Annotated in this window: 22 protein-coding genes; 13 read left to right on the top strand and 9 right to left on the bottom strand. The window is 58.8% G+C overall.

Going from position 1 to position 24,084, the window contains the following annotated elements; translation table 11 throughout:
- Positions 1-742 precede the first annotated feature (742 nt).
- The 8 genes from C442_RS16085 to C442_RS16050 form a co-directional block, all read right to left on the bottom strand.
- Positions 743-2,254: an aldehyde dehydrogenase family protein gene (locus tag C442_RS16085; protein ID WP_008312274.1), complete on the bottom strand. Its 1,512-nt coding sequence runs from the start codon at positions 2,252-2,254 to the stop codon at positions 743-745.
- Positions 2,255-2,257: 3 nt separating this feature from the next.
- On the bottom strand, positions 2,258-3,322 hold the full coding sequence (locus C442_RS16080) for a zinc-dependent alcohol dehydrogenase family protein (RefSeq protein ID WP_008312273.1): 1,065 nt from the start codon (positions 3,320-3,322) through the stop codon (positions 2,258-2,260).
- Positions 3,323-3,518: 196 nt separating this feature from the next.
- Positions 3,519-4,328: an ABC transporter permease gene (locus tag C442_RS16075; protein WP_008312272.1), complete on the bottom strand. Its 810-nt coding sequence runs from the start codon at positions 4,326-4,328 to the stop codon at positions 3,519-3,521.
- Entirely contained in the window at positions 4,318-5,238 is a 921-nt protein-coding gene (locus C442_RS16070; RefSeq protein ID WP_008312271.1) for an ABC transporter permease, read from the bottom strand. The genes C442_RS16075 and C442_RS16070 overlap by 11 nt, the downstream gene beginning before the upstream one ends.
- A 2-nt stretch (positions 5,239-5,240) precedes the next feature.
- The gene (locus C442_RS16065; RefSeq protein WP_008312270.1) at positions 5,241-6,368 is read right to left on the bottom strand and encodes an ABC transporter ATP-binding protein; all 1,128 of its coding nucleotides are present in this window, start codon (positions 6,366-6,368) and stop codon (positions 5,241-5,243) included.
- Positions 6,369-6,432: 64 nt separating this feature from the next.
- Entirely contained in the window at positions 6,433-7,626 is a 1,194-nt protein-coding gene (locus C442_RS16060; RefSeq protein ID WP_008312269.1) for an ABC transporter substrate-binding protein, read from the bottom strand.
- 192 nt (positions 7,627-7,818) lie between these two features.
- Positions 7,819-8,601, bottom strand: coding sequence for an IclR family transcriptional regulator (locus C442_RS16055; protein ID WP_008312268.1), 783 nt, complete (start codon positions 8,599-8,601; stop codon positions 7,819-7,821).
- Positions 8,602-9,031: 430 nt separating this feature from the next.
- Entirely contained in the window at positions 9,032-9,814 is a 783-nt protein-coding gene (locus tag C442_RS16050) for an IclR family transcriptional regulator (RefSeq protein WP_008312267.1), read from the bottom strand.
- 528 nt (positions 9,815-10,342) lie between these two features.
- Here C442_RS16050 and C442_RS16045 point away from each other — a divergent pair.
- The 12 genes from C442_RS16045 (at position 10,343) to C442_RS15990 (ending at position 22,636) form a co-directional block, all read left to right on the top strand.
- Entirely contained in the window at positions 10,343-11,440 is a 1,098-nt protein-coding gene (locus tag C442_RS16045) for a sn-glycerol-3-phosphate ABC transporter ATP-binding protein UgpC (protein WP_049943056.1), read from the top strand.
- 1 nt (position 11,441) lies between these two features.
- The gene (locus tag C442_RS16040; RefSeq protein WP_008312263.1) at positions 11,442-12,242 is read left to right on the top strand and encodes a creatininase family protein; all 801 of its coding nucleotides are present in this window, start codon (positions 11,442-11,444) and stop codon (positions 12,240-12,242) included.
- A gap of 55 nt (positions 12,243-12,297) precedes the next feature.
- On the top strand, positions 12,298-13,662 hold the full coding sequence (locus tag C442_RS16035) for an ABC transporter substrate-binding protein (RefSeq protein ID WP_049943052.1): 1,365 nt from the start codon (positions 12,298-12,300) through the stop codon (positions 13,660-13,662).
- Positions 13,663-13,671: 9 nt separating this feature from the next.
- A complete protein-coding gene (locus tag C442_RS16030) occupies positions 13,672-14,610 on the top strand; it encodes a carbohydrate ABC transporter permease (protein WP_008312258.1) in 939 nt (312 codons plus the stop codon).
- Positions 14,607-15,452: a carbohydrate ABC transporter permease gene (locus C442_RS16025; RefSeq protein ID WP_008312256.1), complete on the top strand. Its 846-nt coding sequence runs from the start codon at positions 14,607-14,609 to the stop codon at positions 15,450-15,452. Before C442_RS16030 ends, C442_RS16025 begins: the two co-directional genes overlap by 4 nt.
- A 40-nt stretch (positions 15,453-15,492) precedes the next feature.
- Positions 15,493-16,644 carry a hypothetical protein gene (locus C442_RS16020; protein WP_008312253.1) on the top strand — a complete coding sequence of 384 codons (1,152 nt, stop codon included), beginning with the start codon at positions 15,493-15,495 and terminating at the stop codon, positions 16,642-16,644.
- Between the two features lie 44 nt (positions 16,645-16,688).
- Complete coding sequence (locus tag C442_RS16015; protein WP_008312251.1) at positions 16,689-17,858, top strand: mandelate racemase/muconate lactonizing enzyme family protein; 1,170 nt, start codon at positions 16,689-16,691, stop codon at positions 17,856-17,858.
- Between the two features lie 49 nt (positions 17,859-17,907).
- Entirely contained in the window at positions 17,908-18,750 is an 843-nt protein-coding gene (locus C442_RS16010) for an SDR family NAD(P)-dependent oxidoreductase (RefSeq protein ID WP_049943051.1), read from the top strand.
- A 10-nt stretch (positions 18,751-18,760) separates the two neighbouring features.
- Positions 18,761-19,135 (top strand): Rid family detoxifying hydrolase, encoded by a 375-nt coding sequence (locus tag C442_RS16005; RefSeq protein WP_008312247.1) that lies wholly within the window; start codon positions 18,761-18,763, stop codon positions 19,133-19,135.
- A 1-nt stretch (position 19,136) separates the two neighbouring features.
- Positions 19,137-19,775 carry an HAD family hydrolase gene (locus tag C442_RS16000; RefSeq protein ID WP_008312245.1) on the top strand — a complete coding sequence of 213 codons (639 nt, stop codon included), beginning with the start codon at positions 19,137-19,139 and terminating at the stop codon, positions 19,773-19,775.
- A gap of 324 nt (positions 19,776-20,099) precedes the next feature.
- On the top strand, positions 20,100-21,032 hold the full coding sequence (locus tag C442_RS15995) for a DMT family transporter (protein WP_080504329.1): 933 nt from the start codon (positions 20,100-20,102) through the stop codon (positions 21,030-21,032).
- A 299-nt stretch (positions 21,033-21,331) separates the two neighbouring features.
- Complete coding sequence (locus C442_RS15990; RefSeq protein WP_008312241.1) at positions 21,332-22,636, top strand: dicarboxylate/amino acid:cation symporter; 1,305 nt, start codon at positions 21,332-21,334, stop codon at positions 22,634-22,636.
- 205 nt (positions 22,637-22,841) lie between these two features.
- Here C442_RS15990 and epsC read toward each other — a convergent pair whose 3' ends face one another.
- Positions 22,842-23,705, bottom strand: a complete 864-nt coding sequence (epsC, locus tag C442_RS15985) for a serine O-acetyltransferase EpsC (RefSeq protein ID WP_008312240.1) — start codon at positions 23,703-23,705, stop codon at positions 22,842-22,844.
- A 151-nt stretch (positions 23,706-23,856) separates the two neighbouring features.
- Here epsC and C442_RS15980 point away from each other — a divergent pair, with 151 nt between their 5' ends.
- Entirely contained in the window at positions 23,857-24,057 is a 201-nt protein-coding gene (locus tag C442_RS15980; RefSeq protein ID WP_008312239.1) for a hypothetical protein, read from the top strand.
- Positions 24,058-24,084: the final 27 nt, after the last annotated feature.

Below are 24,084 nucleotides of genomic sequence, written 5' to 3'. Positions count from 1 at the left end.
CGTGGATTTCACCGTCTGCTTGCTGCTTGTGTTTGGTCACACTTCAGCCAAGCAGACCTCTCAACTAACGGGCTTTGTGAGGTACTGATAGTAGCCATTGAAAATCAATGCACACCTGATCGTACGACGGCAGTGCGATCAGTGTGAATCGTTTCAATTGTTACTATAGAAGTGAGAAGCTCAGTCAGTTCGAGTGGCGCACGTCTGGCGAGGAGTTCCCGAACAACACCGAAAAAACTGCTTGGTGAGGAGCGGTGGCGACTGAGCGTCACTGTTTCCGAATGAGATCACAGAGCGTATTGAAACCATGGGGCCTGAAGTGGATGATACAACAGAGTGGTTGCCGAGTGCGGCGTAGTACGAACGCGAAATACGTGGGGTAGCACCCATATATAATCATTGAAGTGATCGGATATGGACATACACACGTAGTATAGATACAGACATAGAAAAACGACCCACTATTTCCCGATTTTCGTTTTATCTTTTCGATTATACTACCACTCATCCTCAACTCGATATTCGGTTGGGCATATTCAGGAGAACTGTGCCAGATATGTCTATACTCGTGAGCGCCGGTACGTAATTCGGCATCTGTATCGCGTCTCCAGAACTAGCCATCACAATAGAACGGTTGTTTCATCGGGCGAGTCGAGTAAACTCCACTGCCCCACGGGTTCCAGAGTCGCGGAAAGGGTGCTATTGAACAGGGTCGAGCGCCGGATTTTGCGGCATGCTAGCGTCAGATTTCGGGGCTGTCGAGGTTGACGTAGACGGTTTTGGGTTGCTGATACTGCTCTACCGCCGCCCTGCCGAGGTCGTGGCCGATACCCGACTGCTTGAATCCGCCGTACGGGCCTTCTGGTCGGATCGGCCCGTACGCATTGATGTAGACGACACCTGCATCTATATCCGCGGCGGCCTGATGGGCGAGGTCAGTCGATTCTGTCGCGACCCCTCCGGCAAGGCCGAACTGCGTGTCGTTCGCCAGTCTGATAGCATCGTCGTACGTCTCGAACGACTGCACAGTCTGGACTGGGCCGAAGATCTCCTCGCGCGCGATTCGCATCTCGGGATCGACGTCTGTGAACACAGCCGGTGCAACGTAATGTCCGTCAGCGAGAGCGGGGTTTTCCGGGGCACTGCCGCCAGTGACGAGCGTAGCACCCTCATCCCGGCCGATGCCGACGTAGTCGGTCACAGTTTCCAACTGCTCCTCGTTGGTCAACGGCCCCAGCGTCGTCTCGTCGTCGAGCGGGTCACCGAGCGTGTATGATTCAGCCCGGGTCGCCAGTCGGTCGACGAACTCGTCGTGGATGTCTTCGTGGACGATGGCCCGCGACAGTGCATCACAGATCTCACCGGTGCTGTAGTAGACGCCTGCTGCGGCAGCATCGACTGCTTTTTCCATGTCCGCATCAGGAAAGACAACAAGCGGCGACTTCCCGCCCAGTTCGAGAGTAACAGGTGCGATGCGGGCGGCGGCGGTCTGCATGACCTCCCGACCGACTCTACCACTCCCGGTAAACGAGAGTTTCCGGACGTCTTCGTGCTCAGTCAGCGTGGCCCCCGTCGTCGACCCGCCACCGGTGACAACGTTGATGACACCGTCGGGGAAAATCCCGTCCGAGAGCTGTGCCATTCTGACCGTTGTGAGCGGGGTGTACGCGGACGGCTTCAGGACAGAACAGTTGCCGGCGGCGAGGGCGGGCCCGAACTTCCATGCGGCCGCCCACGCGGGGAAATTCCAGGGCGTGATCTGTCCGACAACCCCGTACGGCTCCATTCTCGTGTACATATGGAGGTCCCCCTGTGCCGGAATCTGGCTTCCCTGCTGTGTCCTGGCGACTGCCGCGTAGTATTCGAGCGTCCTGAGCGCGCCTTCGACCTCGCCGCGTGCTTCGCTCAGTGGCTTGCCAGTATCGAGACACTCCAACAGAGCCAGCTCGTCGAGGTGCGCCTCCAAAACGTCGACCCACTCCGAGAGGCGCTGGGATCGGTCCGTAGGTGTTCGGTCACCCCACTTCTCGAACCCGTTCCATGCGGCTTGCACAGCGTGGTCGACCATCTCGTGGTCGCAGACCGTCACTGTCGTTATCGGTTCGTCGACAACTGGATCGCGCGTCGGAATCGTCTCCGAACCCGAGACCGAGGACCCATCTATCCACGGCGCGACGACGATGTCTGCCAGTGCGTCCTCGTGTGCCTGCAGATGTCGCTCCCGTATAGCGGCTCGCGTCTCGCTGTTGGGCATAGCTCAGGCGAACTCGTTGACGACGGGAATACCGATCGTCTCGTAGTCGGTCATTGCAGCCAGTTCGTCACTAACGCCCTCCAGACCGATCTTGTCGGTTATCACCGCCCCGGGGTCGAGCTTGCCGTTCTCGACCATTCGGAACATCTCGCCGTACTTCGACGGCGGGAGGCCGCTGGACCCCTGCACCTGAATCTCGTTCATCACGATGGTATCCGTGGGCAGAGAGTTGTACCCCCGCTGTTCCTTCGTTGTCAACCCGATCTGGACGTGTCGCCCGCGCGTTCTGAGCGATTCAATGGCGTTCTGGCAGGTCTCCTCGATACCCAGTGCGTCCAGGGAGACGTGTGCGCCGCCGTCGGTAATATCTCTGACCGCTTGTACAACATCATCCGTCTCGGCCGCGTTGACGGTTTCGATGGCACCCAACTCTTCAGCCATGTCGAGTTTCTCCTCCATCAGGTCGACGCCGATGACGTTACCGCCCAGTGCGTCCGCGATGTGGACCGCCGAAAGCCCGATACCACCGAGCCCCTGAACGACGACGTACTCGCCACGACTCACGTCGGCTTGATGTGCCATTCCGCGGTACGATGTCATGAAGCGACACCCCATACCAGCGACCTCGACGGGGTCCACACCGTCGGGGAGCTTTACAGCGTTGATATCGGCGTTCGGGATCGGGACTTCTTCGGCAAAGGCCCCCGGCGCTCCGGGCTGAAAGCCGAGACCTAGGTGGTTCTCACACAGGTTTTCATACCCGACGCGACATTCGTGGCAGTGACCGCAGGCGAAGTTGAACGGGATTGCGACCGAATCTCCCTCTGTGACCGTGTCGACGTCCTCACCGACTTCGACGACTGTTCCCGACGGTTCGTGGCCGAGAATATGTCCCCGCGGTGGCTTGTAGTCGAACCAGTCCCAGTTACCGACCCATCCGTGCCAGTCGCTCCGGCAGACGCCGCAGGCGTCGACCTGAGCGACCACGCCATCCGGGTCCGGCTCCGGCCGTTCGACGTCTTTGATAGCTAGCGGCTCCTCGTACTCCTCTAACACAGCTGCTCGCATACGTATTGTGTGACGGTACCACATTATAAAAATATTTTCCCGACCAGCCTTCTGGATCGGACAACATATAATTTTTTGAGGGTACTCTAATACCGGTCTCACCATTCAGTATCGAACCGGAAATGTTCTAAGTCCTTGATATCAGATCTGGTTGTCAGTCCAGCGTTTTCCCGATCGAAACGAGGCCCCAGGGCGGTCAGGACAGCCGTTTCGCCACGAATTCGATATTTGTGGCGAGAGCGGCGACGAGAAGCCCGACAACGGAGACAAGGATGAGGAACGTCGAGACGACACTGACGATGGGCGTAAGCGACTGACGCAGAGAGTTCCAGGCCAGCACAGGAATCGTCTGTGTCTGATAGTTCGACAGGAACAGCGCCATCACGAACTCCTGAAGGCTGATAATGAACGCCAGCAATGCAGAGACCAGTATGCCGCTTTTGACGTTCGGCAGAATGACGTGCACGAACACGCGGATCGGATTCGCCCCGAGGTCCATCCCGGCATCGCGCAGTTGCCAATCGAACCGCTGGAAGACGGACTGCATCACGAAGAACACGAGCGGTGTGGCCCAGAGACTATGGGCCAAAATGATGCTGAGATACGACGATCGCAACCCGAGCCTGCTGAAATACACGAGCAGCGTCACTCCGAGGATGACAGGCGGAATAAGCAAGGGGAGAATGACGATGGGTGTCAGGATGCTACCGAACCGGCCCCTGTGCGCTTCGAGACCGAACGCCGCCGTGATACCCATGAACGTGGCCACAACCGTCGTTCCAATTCCGGCGACGAGACTATTGTCGAACGCTCGCAGCCACACCACGTCAGCAAAGAACGCGCTGTACCACTGCACGGAGAGCGCTTGGGGCGGGAACTGTAGGTTCCCCGATGCAGAGAAGGAGGTCGCGACAACAATCCCCAGCGGCAACAGCATGACGACGAAGATCGCTATGTAGCCGATGCGGAACGCTGCCGTCCCGAGCCGTTCGACGTTACGTGGCATTGGCCACGTCACCTCCAAAGCGACCGAGGACAGCGTAGATGACCAGAATGCTCACGAACATCAGGACGAGCATTACCGTCGAAAGGGCAGTGGCTATCGGCCAGTTGAAATTGACCAACATCTGTTCCTGAACTTCAAGCGCGAACGGACGGTCACTCCCTGCGCCGAGCAGCGCCGGTGCGGAGTACGCGCCGACGCTCCAAGCGAAGGAGATGACAGTCGCGACAGTAATCCCGGGCATGATTTCAGGGAGAACGACCGCAAAGAACGACCGGGTTCGGCTGGCTCCGAGGTCCCTGGCCGCCTCGACAAGCTCCCATTCGACGGTTGTTAGGACGCTGTAAATTGCCAGCATCGCGTACGGGAAAACGATATATACTTGCCCGATGACAACGCCAAACGTGTTCGGGACCATCTGCAGGGGAGCCTGGACGAGGCTAACTGCAAGCAAGAGGCTGTTCGCCGTCCCATTCGGAGCCAGTAACGGCACCCACACGTACGTCTTGATTACGAGTGTCGTCAGCAGGGGCAATACGACCGAAAACAACAGTGCCGATTTCTGCACCCCACTCGCGCGCCAGGTGGCATAGGCGTAGAAGACCGCAAGGACGACCGTAAGTAGCGTCGCGATGATGCCTAGCTTGAACGAATACGCGATGATGCCTTGCAGCAACTCAGACTGGAGGACCTGAACGTACGATGCGATGGTAAACGTCCCTTCGGCATACGGGAGGCCCTGTGACTGTTCGCTGAAACTGATGCGAACCAGCAACAGAAACGGTACCACGAACACCAGCAACTCGAACAGAATCAGTGGGCTCATCAGCAACAGCGAGCGGCGAGACCCTGACTGTCCTTCGAACGGCGACCAGAGCCGGTCTAAGACAGTGGTTCGAGGGTCGACACTCATTGTCAGTCTCTCACCCTCGTACCGTCGGGACGGAACACCAGTATGTCATCAACGTCCCACCTGAGTTCGACCGTGTCTCCCTCATCAATCGCCGTCTGGTCAGTAACGCCCTGCTCGACGAACAGCTGTTCCCCTCCGATATCGACGACGTGGCGAATACTGGAGCCGCGATAGATGGTACTCTCCACGGTCCCGGAAACGCCACCACCGCCGTTCCCGTCCGCACGGGTCTGGTGGGACGCCCGGTTTGAGCTATCGGTGATGGGAGCTATCTGCATGAACTCCGGACGGAGTGACACAGTAAGGGATGTTTCGGGCTGGGTTTCCGAGGCCACCGGAACGCGGATCTCCGAGTCGAACTCCGTCATCAGGTAGCCGTACTGACCGTCAATGTCGCTTACAGTGCCGCTGACGAAGTTTGTGTCACCCAGGAATTCCTCGACGAACTTGTTTTTCGGGTCCCGATACACCTCGTTCGGCTCTCCGACCTGCACCAGTCGCCCTTCGTTCATTATGCCGATGCGATCGGCAAGAGTGAACGCCTCGTCCTGATTGTGTGTGACGTGAACGAACGTCTTCTGGAACTCTTCGTGAATGTCTTTCAGTTCGATCTCCATCTCCTCACGCAGCCGCTTGTCCAGGTTCGAGAGTGGTTCATCGAGCAGGAGGACGTCGGGGTCAACCGCCAGCGACCGCGCCAGCGCGACGCGCTGTTTCTGTCCACCCGAGAGGTCAGTCGGACTGTGGCTCTCGTACCCGTCCATGTGGACGCGTTCCAGCATCTCACTGGCTCGGTCACGCCGCTGCTGTTTGCCCATTCCACGCATCTTGAGACCGAATGCGACGTTCTCGAGTACGGTCTTGTAGGGGAACAGCGCCCAGTTCTGGAACACCATCGACGTATCTCTGTCGTAGGCCGGTTGGTCGGTCACGTCCGCTTCCCCGATGTAGACCGTCCCTGACGACGGTGTTTCGAGCCCACTGATCATTCGCATCGTCGTCGATTTGCCACAGCCACTGGGGCCGAGCAAGCACAGCAGTTCGCCGTCCCGGACGGACAGGGAAACGTCTGTCACCGCATCGATATCGCCGAACGACTTCGAGAGGTTCTGTAGTTCTATCTCCGACATGGGTTATGGAGTTCGTCTTGAGCACTGAGGCACTGGTCGGTTGTGAACATCGGTCCTGACATCTCTAGTTCGAACTCGCCTCCATCTCCGAGATCCGCTGGTCGAACTTATCGAAGTTCGAGTTGATGTAATCGAACTCCGGCCAGGCGATGAGCGCTGCTTCGTCACTGTTGTTGGGGAGGTCTTCGTCGAGTTTCTCAGTCGCGTATTCCATGTCCGTATTCGTAAACAGCGTCGGGCTGTTTTCGGACCACCGTGTCTGGGTATCGGCGTCCAGCAAGAAATTCAAGAAATCCTCTGCCATGCGCCGTTTATCGGTCCCACGGACCGGACACCAGTGGTTAACGAAACCGCTGTTTCTGTCTGGTGCAGTGTGGCTCAGGTTCTCGTAGTCGTCAATATCGTACGCGGTCTGCTCGTAATACCACTGTGCGTGGTCGATGATGCCGTTCTCGAACAGTTGCCAGATGTCCTCTCCGGAGGAGGCCCATCCCTGGATGTTCCACTCCGATTCCATGTAGTCAAACACGTTCATCGCCAAGTCCCCATCGTACACTTCGCCGGCGAGGTCTTTCTCGTCCATCGCGACAGCAGCGTCATGCTGCGGGAACCACCAGAACCCTTTGTCGATGCCGATTCCATTGCCGTTGACGGCTTCTGGTGCCGCAAGGTCGGCCCAGGTGGTCGGTTCGAAGTCCAGATCGTTTCGATAGATGAGCGTCGTCGGCGCACCGTCGACGGGGACGCCGAACTCCGTGGTTCGGAAGTCAGTGTAATAATCGATGACGCCGTCCAGATTCGGAACGTTCTCCTGTCGTACCGGTAAGAACAGGTCATCATTGCGACCAAGGAGGTAAAAATACCCCTCTGTGATGGTTACATCGAACGGCGGTTGATCCTCCGGTGCTGATCTGATTTTCGCCAGGATCTCGTTCCAGCCGCGATTGACCTGTAATCGTCCTCCAGTCCGCTCTTCGTACATCGGTTTTATCGTTTCCTCGAAGCGGTCAGCGTAATTCCCGCTCCAGACCATCACGCGCAGCGTTTCACCGCTGAAGTCCTGACTACCACTACCGTCGCCCGTGCTGGCACCGTCACTTTCACCTCCGGTCTCCCCATCGCCCTCATCGCTGGCCAACGAGGCGCACCCAGCAAGCACTCCGACGCTTCCGGCTCCGGCGGCGGTCAGGAACCGTCGACGGCTGGTCTCGGACTGTCGGATCGATCCACTGTCGGTATGCTCGTTATTACCACACATTGCTATACGCACATATTCCACGCATATTATAAAAAACTACCCTCGGGACACGCCGTCGCTAACAGAATCACGGTGTCCCGATCCTAGCAGCGGGCATCGCCTGAGCAGAGACAAACAAGACGGTCCAGCCGGATGCAGGACAGTGAGCGGTGGCCATATGACGGAGCGCTCTATCGCGACGCGCCATCAGGATCAGCTCGTCGTTCGGAGACGCTCTTCGAGGTCGGCGACGACATCTCTGAGCGCATTCGGGACTTCCTGTTCGAGAACCATCCCGTCGACCCGATACGTCGGTCCCGAGACACTGAGCGCGCCGATCACATCACCCTCTGGCCCGTGAACGGCCTTCCCGACGCTGCGCATCCCGTCAGTGTATCCCTGATCATCGACAGCGTAGCCGCGCTCTCGGATCCGTTCCAGTTCGGCGTGCAGTTCTTCCCGGGACGTGATCGTGTGGTCAGTCCGTGCGGGGAGCCCCCACCGCTCGATAACTTCCTCGACGCGGGACCTAGCGTATGTCGATAGCACTGCCAGTCCGGAAGCGGTCGCATGCATATGATAATACGACCCCGTTCTGGCCCGATACTCCTTCGATGGTCCGTCGGTGGTCGTATCCCCGAACTTTGCCCACTTGTGATAGGACTCGGCGATAGTGATGATCCGGCCGCGGTCCGGGGCCACGAAGTCACATTCTTCCTCCGTCCGTTCGGTGAGGTCTGCGATCGCTTCCTCAATGTGCGGGTAGCCGGGCCAACGACTTCGTGCCTGTTCGCCGTAATTCAGGAACCGTAACCCGACCTGATAGATTTCGCCGCGTTTGACCAGAAAACCGTTGTCTCGTAGGGTGGTGAGGTGCTTGTGTGCAGTACTTTTGGCCACGTCTACCTCTTCGACGATATCCCGAAGCCGTGCGCCGTCACGGTCGGAGATGATATCGATAATCTCGATTGATAGTTCTGTGGTATCGACGGACATATGTCGATTGTGCGTCTGATAGGATTTAGTAGTTCGGTAGAACAAAACCAGAATTATAAGGTGTCATATGCTGTCACATTTTGTGTGAACGTGTGGCAATGTCTGCGAGCGTAGTTCGATTGAGCAAAATCGTGTCGACAGACGCTGCTAGCATCGGGAAAGAAATAACAGAAGTACAGACGTTATATGGAGCGTGATCGGACACGAGAACTAGTCGTGCAATCAGTGTGAGGACGGGACTCAGTTGGCTTCCCAACGATGTTTCCCAGTTCGATTATATGAAACGATTGGATCGGAACACGGGACTTAGAGGCAGAACCGGAAGGGCCCAATAGCGACGTGGCGAAGTTTGGTGACAAAAGGACTCCAGACTGGCACTAATTCCCCAATTTCATCTGTGCAATATCATATTTTAACGTCGGCCACCCGTCTATCCGTCTATAGTACTGTATTCGTAGTACTGACTTCGAACTTCGATTTCGTTTTTCGTATATCGAAGTATCTCTAACAGATTTGCCATATATCTAGAGGTGAATCTATCTCTGGGTCCAGTGATACCGAGGGAGACCATGACCTCCTGTTCGTCGTTGAATATCGGAACGGCGACACCGCGAACGCCCCTGAGGTGCTCCTCGTCGTCTATCGCATAGCCCTGGTCACGGATTCGCTCGAGGGCCGCTTCGAGATCGGACCGGGATGACAGCGTGTTATCAGTCCCTTTCGGAAGCCCATGGTCGGCAACAATTTCGTTTCGTTTTTCGACCGGAAGATGCGCCAGAATAACTTTGCCCAGCGATGTCCAGTGCATCTCGGTGTGATTCCCGATAGGGATTTCGTCGCCCGCAGCCTTTCCACCTGAACTCCTGTAGAGGATGACCCGCTGGCCGTTCTCCTCGATGCCGGCACCAGCAATCTCACCGGTCTCTCTGCTGAGTTCTTCAACTTTATTGCGAAGCAGTCGACCGATGTCTAGTCTCTGCCGAACGCTGCCCCCGAGCTCCAGAAAGCGGAAAGACCGGCGATACTGCCCGGATTCCTTGACGACGTAGTCACGCTGGACGAGTGTGTTGAGATGAATAAACACAGTGCTCGTGGGGATATCCAGATGAGACGCGAGGTCGGAGAGACCGACCGGTTCACGTTTTTCGAGCGCGGCGAGAATATCCAGCGTTGTCTCGACCGCACTGATCGTTTTGTTGTTTTGCGAGGACATAGATGGGATTTTTTTTGCAGGGTGAAATAGATTCCGCCGAGAGGCAAAATGTTTCCACTCACGTTGGAAACTGGTACGATGCACTGATATTAGGGATTCTAACAGGAGTACGGATGTTATTTTCCTCGACCTCGCCACACGCGAAGAGTGACAACATACCACACGAACATGTGGGGCGTAAGATCCAGTCCCGAATTCAGCAGTTACAGTCCCTCTGGCGTCACTTTGTGACATTCGTCTGTTCAACACGAGCGCAACAAGTGGCTTTCAATCTCGTTGAAAGGAGTTGGAACTGCTCTGATATCCCATTTTCCGCGAAGTAGTAGTTCTCTGCTCCAACTTCTGTATCACGGAATGAGGTCGTGCGTACGGGTGTGACGTTTTGGCCTCGGTTCAGAACCGCCGGCTACGCAGTCATACCGGGCGCTGCTCCGCGGGCGCTGCCGGTTTCGATGTGATCGGTCCGCCCGACTGTGCCGGTACTACCAACATTTATTAATGATGATTGCGATGCTTCTTCTACTCGGTATGAGCGAAGTTACACTATCAAACGTCAGCAAGGTATACGACGACAACGTCCTTGCAGTTGAGGACCTCTCTCTGACCGTCGAGGACGGGGAGTTTGTCGTCGTTGTCGGACCGTCCGGGTGTGGCAAGTCGACCACACTTCGGATGATTGCCGGGCTCGAAACGGTCACCGACGGTGAGATTGCTATCGGCGGGGACGTAGTCAACGACGTGCGTCCACAGGACCGGAACATTGCGATGGTGTTCCAGAGTTACGCGCTGTACCCGCACATGACCGTACGCGATAACATGTCCTTCGGGCTGCGGCTGTCCGGCGAGTACGACGATCAGATCGAGCAACGCGTGGCCGAGGCTGCCGAACTGCTGGAGATTTCGGACCTCATGGACGACCTGCCGAAACAACTCTCGGGTGGCCAGCAACAGCGCGTCGCGCTTGGGCGGGCTATCGTCCGCGATCCGGACGTGTTTCTGATGGACGAACCGCTGTCGAACCTCGACGCCAAGCTTCGGACACAGATGCGCACGGAGATCCAGCGGATTCAGGAAGAGCTGGACGTGACGACGATTTACGTCACGCACGATCAGACGGAAGCGATGACGATGGCGGACCGGATCGTGATTCTCAATCAGGGTGAACTCCAGCAGGTCGCACCGCCGGAGCGCTGCTACGACGAGCCCAACAACAAATTTGTCGCGGGGTTCATCGGGTCACCATCGATGAACTTCTTCGAGGTGAGCGTGACAAATAGCGGTGGACGTACGACGGTCCACTCAGCAGGTGTGGAGTTTACGCTCAACGTCGATATTCCGGACGGGGAGTACACGCTGGGCGTCCGTCCGGAGGATTTCGTCGCCGAGGACGCCGGGTCGTACATCGATACGGTCGTGGACGTCGTAGAACCCATGGGTTCGGACAATTTCCTCTATCTGGAGACAGCAGACGGGTCGAAAGAAGTCGTAGCCCGGGTCGATAGCGAGTACCGACCGGAACGGGGCGACGAAATCGCGTTAGGATTTCATACGGAGGATATGCATCTGTTCGGTCCCGATGGCGAGCGAGTGGAACTGAACCAGCTACAGCGGACAGAATCAGCGTAATATGTTGTACGATACTATCGGTCGGAAAGAGAGCGAGTGGGCTGGAATGACGGCGAGTCAGGTCCGAGGTGTCGGCGAACAGCCGGGCTCTGTTCTCGTTATTCCCGTCGGAAGCGTCGAACAGCACGGAAACCATCTCCCGGTCGTCACCGACACACTCCTGGTCGAGGCGATGGTCGACACTGCTATCGAGCGTCTGGACGACGTGCCTGTCGTCGTGACGCCGCCGGTCTGGAGCGGGTTCTCGCCACACCATCTGTCGTTCGGTGGGACTCTGTCACTCGAGTTCGCGCACTTGCGAGCAACACTTGAAGATATCGCACACGCTGGCATCCAGAACGGATTCGATGCGGTGCTGTTCGTCAATGGCCACGGCGGGAACAGTTCACTCATCGACGCCGTCGTGAGTACCGTGGGCGTCGACACCGATGCGGAGGTACTCGGAACGACGTACTTCCACCTGGCGTCGGATCGAATCGAGGAACTCCGAACGACCGAGACGGGAGGGATGGCCCACGGCGGCGAGTTCGAAACGTCCCTCATGCTTGCGCTCCGACCGGACCTCGTGGGCGACCCGGAGGTCCGCGACGGGGAACCGATGGACGAACACTACAGATGGGGTGGACAGGACCTGCTCGACGGGGGCAACGTCGCCGTCTATCGTTCCTTCGACGAGTATTCCACGTCCGGTGCCATCGGGACGCCGAAGCAGGCGACTGCCGAGACAGGCGAACGAATCCGCTCGGTCATCGGCGACGAACTCGCGGCCCTCATGACCGCGATTCACGAGAGCAATTCCTGACCAATGAGCCACACAACACAAAGAATTATGTACATGGAAGTAGGTGACATTAATGATGCAGCCCGATAACAACGACAGGTCTGTCGAGGACAGTATCGACCGCCGACAGCTTCTCCAAGCACTCGGCGCAGGCGGTGCCATCGCCATCGCCGGGTGTAGCGGCGACGGTGGGGGCGGTGGTGACGGCAACGGTGAGAGCGGCGGTGACGGCGACAGTGGGAGCGGCGGTGACGGCAGTACGCAGAGCGTGCAGTTCCTCACGATGGGCGTCGGAGACAACATCAAGCAGTTCTTCGAGGAGAACAACGCGGCCTTCGAGGACGAGCACGACGTCGACGTAGAGTTCACCAGCGTGACGTGGGACAACGCGCGTCAAACTGTGAACAACCGTGTCGACGGCGGCGAAGCGCCCGACGTCAGCCGGTGGCCGGCGCGCTGGATTCCACAGCTCGTGGGCAAGGACGCGCTCGAACCGCTCGACGACATGATGGACGGGGAGTTCGGCGAGCAGTTCTACGACGGCGTGGCCGAGGGAACGATGTACAACGGCTCCCACTACGGCGTGCCGTGGGCCGCCTCGAACAAGTGCCTCTACTACAACAAAGACGTCTTCGAGACGGCAGGGCTCGACCCCGAAGACCCGTCGCTCGATTCGTGGCAGGATATGCTGGATGCCGCAACGCAGATCCGTGACAGCGATGCGAGCGTGCCGGCACTGGGGCTTGCAGGGGCCGACGCAATCGAGACCGGGTCGCAGTACTACCACTACCACTGGTCACACGGGGCGGACCTCGTCGACGACGAGGGACTGCCGGTCGTGAACTCCAGCGGCGCTGTCGAGGCCCTCTCGTTGTACACCGACCTCCACCTCGAACACAACGTCACACAGTCGTCACCGCTCTCCTCGACTCGGCAGGACATCCGGCAGCTGTTCGAGAACGGTGACCTCGGGATGGTTATCGGGCACGTCTACACGGGACTCAACATCACCGCCGCGAAGGAAAACGGTGAGGTCGACTTCGACTACGGCATCGTCCAGGTGCCGCGTGGCCCTGAGGGCCGGTACAGCCTGTTCACTATCGACACGCTCGCCGTCCTGAGTCAGAGCGAGCACAAGGACCTCGCCCGGGACCTGATCCGGTTCTACTTCGACGAGGAGCGGCGGTTCCAGTACTCGAAGCAGAAAGGGTTCCTCCCCGTCGTCGAAGCCGTCGGTGAGCGCTCGTACTTCTCGGATTCGGAGAACTGGGGACCGTTCGTCGAGGCGGGGCAGTACGCTCGTGCCCGGCCGAAGCTCAGTAACTTCAGCGAGTTCAACGACCGGATGGTCCAGGCCATTCAGGAGGCACTGGCGGACCGGAAGTCACCGCAGAAAGCGCTCAACGATGCCCAGAGTGATCTCGAAGATGCCATGGAGTGACAGACAGGGATGAGCCTGGCAGAGGAATACACCGAGGCGTCCGACGACTCACGTCTCGAACGAGGATTGGCGTACGTCCAGCGCAACAGCCGGGCGTACCTTCTCATCGCTCCCGCGGCCGTGTTCCTGCTGGCCGTCGTCGGGTATCCGATTATCGAGACGTTTCGGCTGTCACTGTACCAGTCACCCGCCGACTCGAACATCGAGACGTTCGTCGGGCTCCAGCACTACGTCGAGATATTCAACAGCGACATCTTCTACCGCCTGCTCTGGCAGACCGGTCGCTGGGTCGCCGTTGGCGTCGCGGGCAAGACACTGCTTGGACTGCTGATAGCCGTTCACCTCAAAGGAGACATCCGCGGTCGGAAGTTCTTCCGTACGGCGTTTCTCATCCCGTGGGGGATTCCATACGCCATCTCCGCTGTGGTGTTCCGGTGGATAGAGCACCCGCAGTTCGGCTATCTCAACGCGATCCTGCTGAAACTCGGCATCATCGAGCAGGGAATCGGTATCCTCGGAAACCCGAGCATCGCGTGGCTCGGCGTCGTCGTGGCCGACATCTGGATCGGGACACCGTTCATGGCGATTATCTTCCTCGCGGGCCTGCAGTCGATACCGCAGGAACTGTACGAGGCAGCCGCCATCGACGGTGCCGAGAAGTGGCATCAGTTCCGGTACATCACGCTCCCACAACTGAAGAGCGTCGTCCTGATTGCCACGCTGCTGTCGACGATATGGACGTTCGTCAGTTTCGACGTCATCTGGACGATGACCGGCGGCGGCCCGATCAGTTCGACGGCGACGCTCGTCATCCACATCTACCAGGTGGGCCTCCAGAACGGGAACCTCGGACGCGGAGCCGCCTACAGTGTCATCGGGTTCCTGTTCCTGTTCGTCTTCGCTATCATCTACCTGCGCATCTACACGCGCGGAGGTGACGAGCTATGACGATGGCAGGCCACGACCGGAGCAATCTCCGCAAAGTCAGACTCTATGGCGTGCTGATCGGACTGCTCGGGCTCATGATGTTGCCGTTCTACGCGATGTTCTCGAGCACGCTCAAGCCGGAGTCAGAGATATTCGCTGCGCCAGCGACGCTGGTCCCCAGCGACCCCAGCATACAGGCGTATCTGCAGGTCTGGACACAGACCGACGTGCTGCTATGGGTCGGGAACAGCTTCATCATCTCGGTTGGGACGGTGGTGTTGACGCTTCTGTTGGCGATACCGGCCGCGTACTCGTGTGCCCGGAACGACTTCGTGGGGAAGCGAACCTTCCTCCTCTCCGTGCTGGTCGTGCAGATGTTCGCACCGGTCGTGTTGATCGTCGGCCTCTTCGACGTTATCACCCAGATGGGGCTGTTCAACACCTATCTCGCTGTAATCGTCCCGGCAGCGGCGTTCACGCTACCGTTCAACGTCTGGATGCTGTACGGGTATTTCAAGACGATACCCGTCGCGCTCGAAGAATCTGCGCGTATCGACGGCGCGAGCCAACTGCAGATCCTCACGAAGATCGTACTCCCGCTCACGAAGCCGGCGCTGGTCGCCAGTGTCACCTACACCTTCCTCTACGCGTGGAACCGGCTGCTGTTCGTGCTCACCTTCCTCACTGACAGTGCGAAGTACAACATCCCGCGCGGGGTCTTCTCGATGGTCGGCGCGCTGCAGACCGACTGGCGGATGATGCTCACTGTGTCTGTCATCGGTATTATCCCACTCCTGATTTTGTTCGCCTTCTTGGAGGAGTATATCGTCGCAGGGATGACGGCTGGCGCGGTCAAGGAGTAGCTGCCTCTACTTTTATTATCGTCACGATAGTTGGTCGCGTATGGAATTCGCGATGTGGGCGTACCCGTGGGACCTTCTGGACGAAGGCCCGTCCGAGGTGGAACGGCGACTGCGTGACATCGGCATCGACGAGCTGAATCTCGCGACGAACTACCACACCGTGCAGGCGTTCACGCCGCACAATCCGGAGCGCCGGACGCTGTTTGCACGCGCGAGTTCGTATTTCGAGCCCGGCCCGGAGTACGGCGACCTCGAACCAGTTCCGTACGAACAGATGGACGGGGACTGGGTCGCAGACGCCGCCGCCGGTTTGTCTGACCTGACGCTCAATTCGTGGACAGTCGGCTGCCACAACTCCCGGCTCGGGATGGCCAACCCGGAGTACACGCTGGAATCTGCACACGGTGACGACCTGATCTTCGGCCTGTGTCCCTCCCAGCCTGCGGTCCAGACGTATCTCTCGGCACTGGTTTCGGATCTGGCGTCCCGCGATGAGTTCGCTCGTATCGAACTGGAAACGTTCGATTACTTCTACGGAACGGGCTTTGGCTGGCACCACCAGAAGATTCACGCACGGTTGGGAGTCCTCGGAGAATTCTTGCTCGGGTTGTGTTTCTGTCCACACTGTCGCAAGAACGCAAAGGCCGCGGGTGTCGATGCTGAGCGGGTACGTTCGACTGTCGCCGATACGTTAGACGATATCGTCGCCGGAGACGTGGCACACGACCGTTCGCCGGACGGCTGGCTCGCGGAGCACGAAACCGTCGCCGCATACGTCGACGTCCGCGAACAGACGCTGTCGTCACTGTACGCCAGACTGGCTGACGCCGCTGGAACGACGCCGCTTGGCTACTACGTCGGTGCACCGGAACCCGGCCGCGAGTGGCTAGTCGGGGCCGACCTGCAGGCACTCTCGAACCACGTCGATTACTACTGCCTTCCGGCTTACGAGTCGACGAGCGAAGCGGTCATAGAGGCATACGACGCCGTCGAGACAGTTGTCGATGACGTGCCACTCCACGTCGGGCTCCTGCCGGGCCATCCAGCCATCCACGACGAAGCGACCGTCGTCGATATCGTACAGACCCTCAACTCGAAGGGAGTGCCGCGGCTCTCGTTCTACAATTACGGACTGCTCCCGGAGCAGTCACTGGAGTGGGTCGGAACCGCTGTCGACGCGGTGCGCGGATAGGGGCAAGCGGTACTTTGATATCGGTTCACGAACGACAGGAATGCATGGAGATAACCGGCGTGTCAGCGGTCACTGTAGATGTACCGCTGGCCGACCTAGATGAACATCTCGGTATCGGGCCGTACGTGACCAATCACGGGAAGCTACACTCGATGGAACGCGTCCTCGTCCGGGTCGACACGGATGAGGGAATTAGCGGCTGGGGCGAGATGCGCGTCTTCCTGTCACCGGAGGCTACTGAATCCATTATCGAGGACGGCGTTGGCCCGATGATCGAGGGCCAGTCGCCGTTCGAGATCGAGCGGCTCCGACGGCAGGTGTTCGTCGAGTACACGAACGTGGATATGTTCTTTGCGGCGGTCGAAACAGCCTGCTGGGACATCGTCGGCAAAGCCCTCGACAGACCGGTGTACGAGTTGCTCGGCGGGTGGACGGCACCGACACAGGGGGCTCAGCAACACCGGCAAAGCGTCGATGGCAACAGTAGTGCACCGACGGCTGTCCCCGTTGCGTTCTGTCTTGGTATCCTCTCACCCGAGGAGTCCCGTATCAAGGCCCGAGAAGCGCTCGAAGCCGGCTTTACTGTCCTCAAAACGAAGGCGGGTCGGGACTGGCGACAGGACGTCGAGCGAATCAAAGCGATGCACGATGAAGTCGACGGCCAGCTAGAGTTCCGACTCGACCCGAACCAGGGCTGGACGCTCGACCAGGCAGTTCGGGTCGGCGCGATGCTGGAAGATGCCGGAATCTACCTGCAGTACATGGAGCAGCCGATTCGAGTCGATTCACACAGGTCGCTCGCCCGACTCCGGCAACGACTCCGCCAGCCCATCGCGCCGAACGAGGATACGTATATCTCGCATAATCTGCAATCGCTCGTGGAAGCCGGCGCGATGGACGTCGGCGTTATCGACCTGACTCCTGCCGGCGGCATCAGTGGTATTCGACAGCAGGCCGCCATCCTCGAAGACGCCGGTGTTCCCTTTACGCACCACTGTGCGTTCGACCTGGGGATTCGAACCGCGGCGATCCTCCACGCGTTCACCGGCATCCCGGGCTTTTCGTTGCCCCCGGATTCGACGTACTACGGCTGGGAGGCAGACGTCATCGAGGCTCCGTTCGACGTCAGCGACGGCTGCCTTCCCGCCCCAGAGGGCCCCGGTCTCGGCATCAGTATCGACGTGGACGCCGTCGAGGAGTATCGAATCACATGAGCGGCGGAGAGCAACTTTCAAGAGGGCAGGTTACGTGGGTGTCGGTGTCATGGTAGAGCTATCATTAGCGGACCGGCCAGCCATTGTGACTGGAGCGTCGCGGGGTATCGGGCGCGAGATCGCGGCCCGGTTCGCCGAAGCGGGTGGCGACGTCGTCGTCTGCTCGCGCACTTACGAGGACGTCGAAGCGGTTGCGACGGAGTTGACCGACACACACGATGGCCGCGTTGTTCCGGTCGAATGTGACGTCACAGACCGGGCAGCGGTACGGGACCTCGTCGACACGACCATCGAGGAGTTCGGGGACATCCGGGTCCTCGTGAACAACGCTGGCGGCGCAGACGAGTCCGCCAATCTGTTGCACCGGTGTGACGAGGACACCTTCGAGTCGATGCTCGACCTGAACCTGAAGAGCCAGTTCCTCCTGAGCAAAGAGGTACTGCCGGCGATGGTCGCAGCCGGCGGCGGGTCGATGATCCACATGGGATCGGTCAACGGCCTGTTCGGTATCGGGCTTTCCGGCTACTCCGAGGCGAAAAGCGGACTGCTGGCACTGTCCCGGAACATCGCCGCCCATTACGGTCAGCACGGGATCCGCTCGAACGTTATCTCGGCGGCGACCATCGAAACAGCGAACAGGCGGGCGGAGATGGAGAACACGGAGGAACGGACCGGTGAGACGAGCGCACGGGAGCGCTGGCTCGACCAGTATCCGCTCGGTCGGTTCGGGACACCGAGGGAAGTCGCTGATACGACCCTGTTCCTCGCCTCCGGGCTGTCGAGTTTCGTTACCGGTGAGAACCTGGTGCTCGACGGCGGATTGACGACGAGCCTGCCGACATCGTTCATCAACGAAGTCTACGACGCGGACGACCAGCCGACGACAAATTGACTCACGACCCATGGAAGAACTAACAACTGCCGACGCCCCCGACAGTATCGGACCGTACTCACAAGGCATCGCTAGCGGTGACCGGGTTTACGTTTCCGGACAGGGACCGGTCGACCCGGATACCGGCGAGGTAATCCAGGGCACGCCCGGCGAACAGACTCGGCGCACACTCCGAAACGTAGCGGCCGTTCTGGATGCCGGTGGTGCTTCGCTCGACGATGTGGTGAAAGCGACGGTGTTCGTGAGCGATATGCGGTACTACGACGAGGTGAACGAAGTGTACGGTGAGCTCATGTCACCCCCCTATCCCGCTCGCAGCGCTGTGGAGGTGGTTAAACTGCCAGTGGACATCGACGTCGAGATAGAAGTTATCGCGGAACGGTAGTATGTCGCATCTGGTAGTTTTCGACCTCGACGGGACACTCACGCGACAACGCGGTGGGTTCGAGCTGTTGCACACACTCTACGGAACGACACCGGCGGCCGATACACTGATGGAGCGGTTCGAGGCCGGTCAGATTACGTTCGCGGAGTGGTGTCGAGGTGCGGTCGACGTGTGGCGTGCGAACGATATCACCCGGACAGATATCACCCGTGCGACTCGGGCCGTCAAGCCGAAAGCGGGTGCCGTCGACCTCCTCGACCACCTCCAGCATACGGATATCAGATTCGGCATTCTCAGTGCCGGCGTTGCAAACCTCGCGACGCAGTTCGAGCAGTACGAGCCAGCGTTCGTTCGCGGAAACTGGCTTCGGTTCGAAGATGGCCGGATTTCGGGTATCGATGTCGGTGTCGGTCCCGATCAGAAAGGAGAACTACTGAGAGAGATCCGAATCACGCAGAACCCTTCGTCAATCACCTATATCGGCGACTCACACACTGATACGGAGGCGTTCGTCGAGGCAGATACCGCGGTGTTGTTCGACCCGGACGAACGCATTCCCGAGACAGCAATCGACTCAGCGGATACAATCGTAGAAAGTGCGAATATAGGAGAGGTGCGGAGTCAAATTCACACGATTTAGCCATGTATTCGCCAATAGAAGTCTGCTATTCGCAAATATACACAGATTCTCAGTACATTCCGTGATGGAAGTTTTCAGAGAGATGATTTTCCAATTCATATGGCGGAGACGATATCCAGATAGGCGATCTGACTGTGACGGAGCGTGCGGTGTGAGAGTTAGATCGCTGTCGAAGTTACGTACTGGTCTCGGTCGAGTATTCACAGACAACTGCAGTCCTGCCGTCAGCACTGCGTCAAGTGTTCGCTGACGCAGTGGCAACATCTAGCAATTTGCAACGGGCTTCGACGGCCCTTTTACCGTCGGGAGGTGACCGACAACTGAATGAGTCGCTATCGAACGACCGGTTGCTTTCTCCTTCTGGCTGCAATCTGGGGTACTGCATTCATGGCGACAGACGTCGGCCTCGCCGACCTGCCGCCGGTACCGTTCGCCGCCGCCCGCTTCGACATCGCCTCCGTCCTCCTGTTCGCCGCGTTGACCGTCACAGGGTCGCTAGAACGACCGCAAACGCGCGATGACTACGTGTACGTCGTCGTCGGCGGTGCGCTCATGATCGGGGTCCACCACGTATTCCTGTTCACCGGACAGCAGTACGTCACCGGGGCTGTCGCCGCCGTCCTGCTCGGTCTCGTCCCCGTCGTGACGCCCGCGCTGACGAAGCTCGCGTCCAGCGATGACACGTTCACCGCGAATACCGGTGTCGGCGTAGTACTCGGGTTCGTCGGCGTCATCGTCATCGCTGACCCCGACCCGGCGAATCTCCTCAGCAGCACTATCGGGATCGCGCTCGTGTTTGCGTCGGCGCTGGCGTTTGCCATCCCAGCCGTCGTCACGCACGACACCAGTCCGTCGATGTCGTTTCTGGCCACACAGGCCTGGCTGATGGCTATCGGGGCCGTTGTCCTCCATGTCACCGTGCTCGCGCTCCCCGGACAGTCGTTTGCAGACGCATCGTGGACGCTGTCCGCGTTTGCGGCGCTGCTGTATTTGGCCGTCGTCGCCGGTATCGGCGGTTTCCTGCTGTACTTCCGGCTACTTGACCAGCTAGGTCCTATCGAGATGAGCTTCATCGAGTACGTGATTCCGCTGTTCGCCGCACTCGCCGGCTGGCTCGTGCTGGGGCAGCAGGTCACACTCGCGACCGTTGGTGGGTTCGCGTGCATCCTCATGGGATTCATCGTAGCGAAGTGGGCGACGTTGCGAGCGGAACTTCGTCGGGTCGTCGAACCGAGAACCAATCCGCGGGCCGACTGACCAGAGACGAGTCCTCAGACTGTCACTGATTGGACCCTACCACTTCAGGAGAAGCGATAGCGGAGCGAGAAACGGTAAGAATGACCGTCAGGCAGGAGTGATAGCGGCCTTGGATTTCTGAAAACATGCGAACTACAGCCGTTATTTTGCTATCTTTTCAGCGGATCGGCGACAGGACTTGCTATGTACCGACAAATCCGTCTGCAAACGGAATCTTGTAAGCGAAGCCCGCATCATAGCCGCGTGCACATACTGGCGGGGCTGACGGGTTTTTATAAGACTACCCGTTGCTGTGTACTATGATACAACCCATTCGCACGCTATGGAGCCGGTATCGATCCATCCCACTCATCTGGCGTATCTTCGTCGCCTTCGTACTGGGCGCAGGTGCTGGTATCGCGTTCGGGGAGCAGATGGCTGTCGTCAGACCAGTGGGCGACCTCTTCCTTCGGCTGCTCAATATGCTGGTCATCCCGATCATCGTCTTCACACTGCTGACCGGGATTCGACAGCTCTCCCCCGCGAAGCTTGGAAGGATCGGCGGTGCGACAGTCGGGCTCTATGCCCTGACGACGACCCTCGCAGGTATCGTTGGCCTCGCGGTTGCAAACGTGCTTCAGCCGGGCCGGGGGCTCGAGTTCGGCGGCGGTGAAGCGCAATCGAAAGCGCCGCCGTCGCTGCTGGATGTCGTTCTCGGTATCGTGCCGAACAATCCCGTCGCGGCGCTCGCGGAGGGGAATCTGCTGGCGACGGTTTTCTTCGTCATCGTGTTCGGAATCGCGCTGACGTACGTCCGCGCCCAGCAAGACGCGCTCGCGGATAGTGTCGATTCAGTGTTCGAGGCCTTCGAAGTGGGTGCTGAAGCGATGTTTGTCATCGTTCGTGGGGTCCTCGAATTCGGTGTGCTTGGTGTATTCGCATTGATGGCGTCCGGAATCGGCACTGAAGGTATCGGACTGTTCTCCTCACTGGGCGAACTCGTGCTGGCAGTCACTATCGCAATCGTCATTCACATCGGCTTCACCTATCTCGTTCTCTTGATGGGCGTGGTTGCCGACGTGTCACCGATTGCGTTCCTCAGCGGGGCGAAAGACGCGATGGTAACCGCGTTCGCGACTCGGTCCTCGAGCGGAACGCTCCCCGTCACGATGCGTAATGCGGACGAAGACCTGCAGATCGCCGAGCGGGTGTATTCATTCACGCTCCCAGTCGGTGCGACGGCGAACATGGACGGGGCCGCCATCCGGCAGGCAGTCACCGTGATGTTCGCCGCGAACGTCGTCGGACAGCCACTGGTGCTCACAGAACAGGTCTTCGTCTTGATCGTGGCCGTTCTCATCAGCATCGGAACCGCCGGCGTTCCGGGAGCGGGCATCGTCATGCTCACCGTGATTCTCACGCAGGTCGGCCTCCCGCTGGAGGTCGTCGGGTTCGTCGCTGGCGTCGACCCCATTCTCGGGCGGATTGCGACGATGAACAACGTCACCGGCGACCTCGCAGTTTCGACCGTCGTCGGGAAGTGGAACGACGGACTCGACCTAAGTGAGGGCGTCTGGTCACGAAATCTGAGCGGCGTCGTCGAGTTCGTTCCCGGTGACGACTAGAAGGCCCCGGCGGTCGTGATTGAAACAGAGACTAATGCTGGTACAGTTGTTATCTTAACGTATAAGAGCCGAAATACTTCTGGCGACTGAACTGACAGCGGCAGTGTGGGCGATTTCCGGGCCGGTGACACCAGCCAGAACCGTTTGTCCGGCCGACTAGTGGTAGCTTTGCGGTTTCAGAAACCGCGCGGTACCGGTTGCCGTTTTACTTGGTTCGTTTCCGTTCCTGTGTCGGGTGGTCTGTGACGTACACTTTCGTCTGGTCCGGAACGTCGTCGGTGACCCAGGAGTTCGCCCCGATACTGACGTGGTCGCCAACGGTGATAGCGCCCAGGACTTTCGTGCCCGCGCCGATGACGACGTGGTCGCCGATATCCGGGTGCCGTTTGTACCCCTTTTTCAATCTGTGTTCGTCGCTCTCGTCGGCTTCGAAGTGGAGCGCCCCGAGCGTCACGTCCTGATAGAGACGGACCCATTCCCCGACGGTCGTGGTTTCGCCGATGACAACGCCGGTCCCGTGGTCGATGAAAAAGTAGTCGCCGATTTCAGCGCCGGGATGGATGTCGATACCGGTCTCAGTCTTGGCGTATTCGGTGAGTTCGCGAGCGTACTCAGAGGCACCGGCCTCGTAGAGTGTGTGTGCGACCCGTTGTACGAGTATCGCCATGAACCCCGGATAAGATCGGATGATTTCCATGTACGTCTTCGCCGCCGGATCGCCCTTGAACGCGGCCTCGACGTCTTTCTTGAGTCGCGTTCGAACCGCTGGGAGTTGATCGATGACAGCGTCGACTGTCTCGGCGGGGTCAGATCCGGAGTACGGTCTGATACCGGCAAAGAAGAGGCCGCCAAGAGCGTCGAGACGGTCCAGCACGGCGAGTTCGTCCCGGACCAGTTCGGCGGCGTTCCAGCAGGTCGGGAAGAACAGTCGCTTGAGGATGTCGACTTCCGGCCGTCGGTGTTCCCGTCGCGGGAACTCCATCTGTGTCTGGGTAGGGAACGGCTCTTCGTCGGCCCGGTACGCCTCGAACAGGTTCTCGTGTGTGTTGCCGGTGTAACAGTAGTCCATATCGGATGGTTGGGCTGAATCACCTTAGTTCTGAAACAACAGTTGTCCCTTTGGCGATATGTTGTGTTCTCGCTGGCGCAGTAGAACTGCAAACGAGCAGAATCCCACACTGAGAGGTAGCTATTTGAGACTGGCTTGTCATCGAGTCTGTATGAACGGCGAGTGCTACTTCTGTCACGGCATCGTCTCCCCACCGGAGGAGGGCCACATCTGGCTGCGTGAGCACGACAGCCACGAGGTGTATATGCACGAACAGTGTGCTAGCGGCCACAACGTCATCGAAGGGGGACAGAACCCGGCCGGTGAACTCCTGATTACGTGCCCGGAATGTGGCGAAGTCGAAACCGTGTAGCAATCCACGCAGGAAGCCCTGCGGACG

Source organism: Haloarcula amylolytica JCM 13557 (assembly GCF_000336615.1).
GTDB lineage: Archaea > Halobacteriota > Halobacteria > Halobacteriales > Haloarculaceae > Haloarcula > Haloarcula amylolytica.
The sequence above is the reverse complement of the archived record's forward strand: the minus strand, read 5'-3'. Positions and strand labels throughout refer to the sequence as shown.

Bases quoted from the DNA above. Each gene is read 5' to 3' on its own strand.
- C442_RS16005 (WP_008312247.1), top strand. From the start codon at position 18,761: ATGGAAGAACTAACAACTGCCGACGCCCCCGACAGTATCGGACCGTAC.
- C442_RS16085 (WP_008312274.1), bottom strand. From the start codon at position 2,254: ATGCCCAACAGCGAGACGCGAGCCGCTATACGGGAGCGACATCTGCAG.
- C442_RS16080 (WP_008312273.1), bottom strand. From the start codon at position 3,322: ATGCGAGCAGCTGTGTTAGAGGAGTACGAGGAGCCGCTAGCTATCAAA.
- C442_RS16070 (WP_008312271.1), bottom strand. From the start codon at position 5,238: ATGAGTGTCGACCCTCGAACCACTGTCTTAGACCGGCTCTGGTCGCCG.
- C442_RS16025 (WP_008312256.1), top strand. From the start codon at position 14,607: ATGACGATGGCAGGCCACGACCGGAGCAATCTCCGCAAAGTCAGACTC.
- C442_RS16060 (WP_008312269.1), bottom strand. From the start codon at position 7,626: ATGTGTGGTAATAACGAGCATACCGACAGTGGATCGATCCGACAGTCC.
- C442_RS16045 (WP_049943056.1), top strand. From the start codon at position 10,343: ATGAGCGAAGTTACACTATCAAACGTCAGCAAGGTATACGACGACAAC.
- C442_RS16055 (WP_008312268.1), bottom strand. From the start codon at position 8,601: ATGTCCGTCGATACCACAGAACTATCAATCGAGATTATCGATATCATC.
- C442_RS16065 (WP_008312270.1), bottom strand. From the start codon at position 6,368: ATGTCGGAGATAGAACTACAGAACCTCTCGAAGTCGTTCGGCGATATC.
- epsC (WP_008312240.1), bottom strand. From the start codon at position 23,705: ATGGACTACTGTTACACCGGCAACACACACGAGAACCTGTTCGAGGCG.
- C442_RS15980 (WP_008312239.1), top strand. From the start codon at position 23,857: ATGAACGGCGAGTGCTACTTCTGTCACGGCATCGTCTCCCCACCGGAG.
- C442_RS16015 (WP_008312251.1), top strand. From the start codon at position 16,689: ATGGAGATAACCGGCGTGTCAGCGGTCACTGTAGATGTACCGCTGGCC.
- C442_RS16075 (WP_008312272.1), bottom strand. From the start codon at position 4,328: ATGCCACGTAACGTCGAACGGCTCGGGACGGCAGCGTTCCGCATCGGC.
- C442_RS15995 (WP_080504329.1), top strand. From the start codon at position 20,100: ATGAGTCGCTATCGAACGACCGGTTGCTTTCTCCTTCTGGCTGCAATC.
- C442_RS16030 (WP_008312258.1), top strand. From the start codon at position 13,672: ATGAGCCTGGCAGAGGAATACACCGAGGCGTCCGACGACTCACGTCTC.
- C442_RS15990 (WP_008312241.1), top strand. From the start codon at position 21,332: ATGATACAACCCATTCGCACGCTATGGAGCCGGTATCGATCCATCCCA.
- C442_RS16020 (WP_008312253.1), top strand. From the start codon at position 15,493: ATGGAATTCGCGATGTGGGCGTACCCGTGGGACCTTCTGGACGAAGGC.
- C442_RS16010 (WP_049943051.1), top strand. From the start codon at position 17,908: ATGGTAGAGCTATCATTAGCGGACCGGCCAGCCATTGTGACTGGAGCG.
- C442_RS16040 (WP_008312263.1), top strand. From the start codon at position 11,442: ATGTTGTACGATACTATCGGTCGGAAAGAGAGCGAGTGGGCTGGAATG.
- C442_RS16035 (WP_049943052.1), top strand. From the start codon at position 12,298: ATGCAGCCCGATAACAACGACAGGTCTGTCGAGGACAGTATCGACCGC.
- C442_RS16000 (WP_008312245.1), top strand. From the start codon at position 19,137: ATGTCGCATCTGGTAGTTTTCGACCTCGACGGGACACTCACGCGACAA.
- C442_RS16050 (WP_008312267.1), bottom strand. From the start codon at position 9,814: ATGTCCTCGCAAAACAACAAAACGATCAGTGCGGTCGAGACAACGCTG.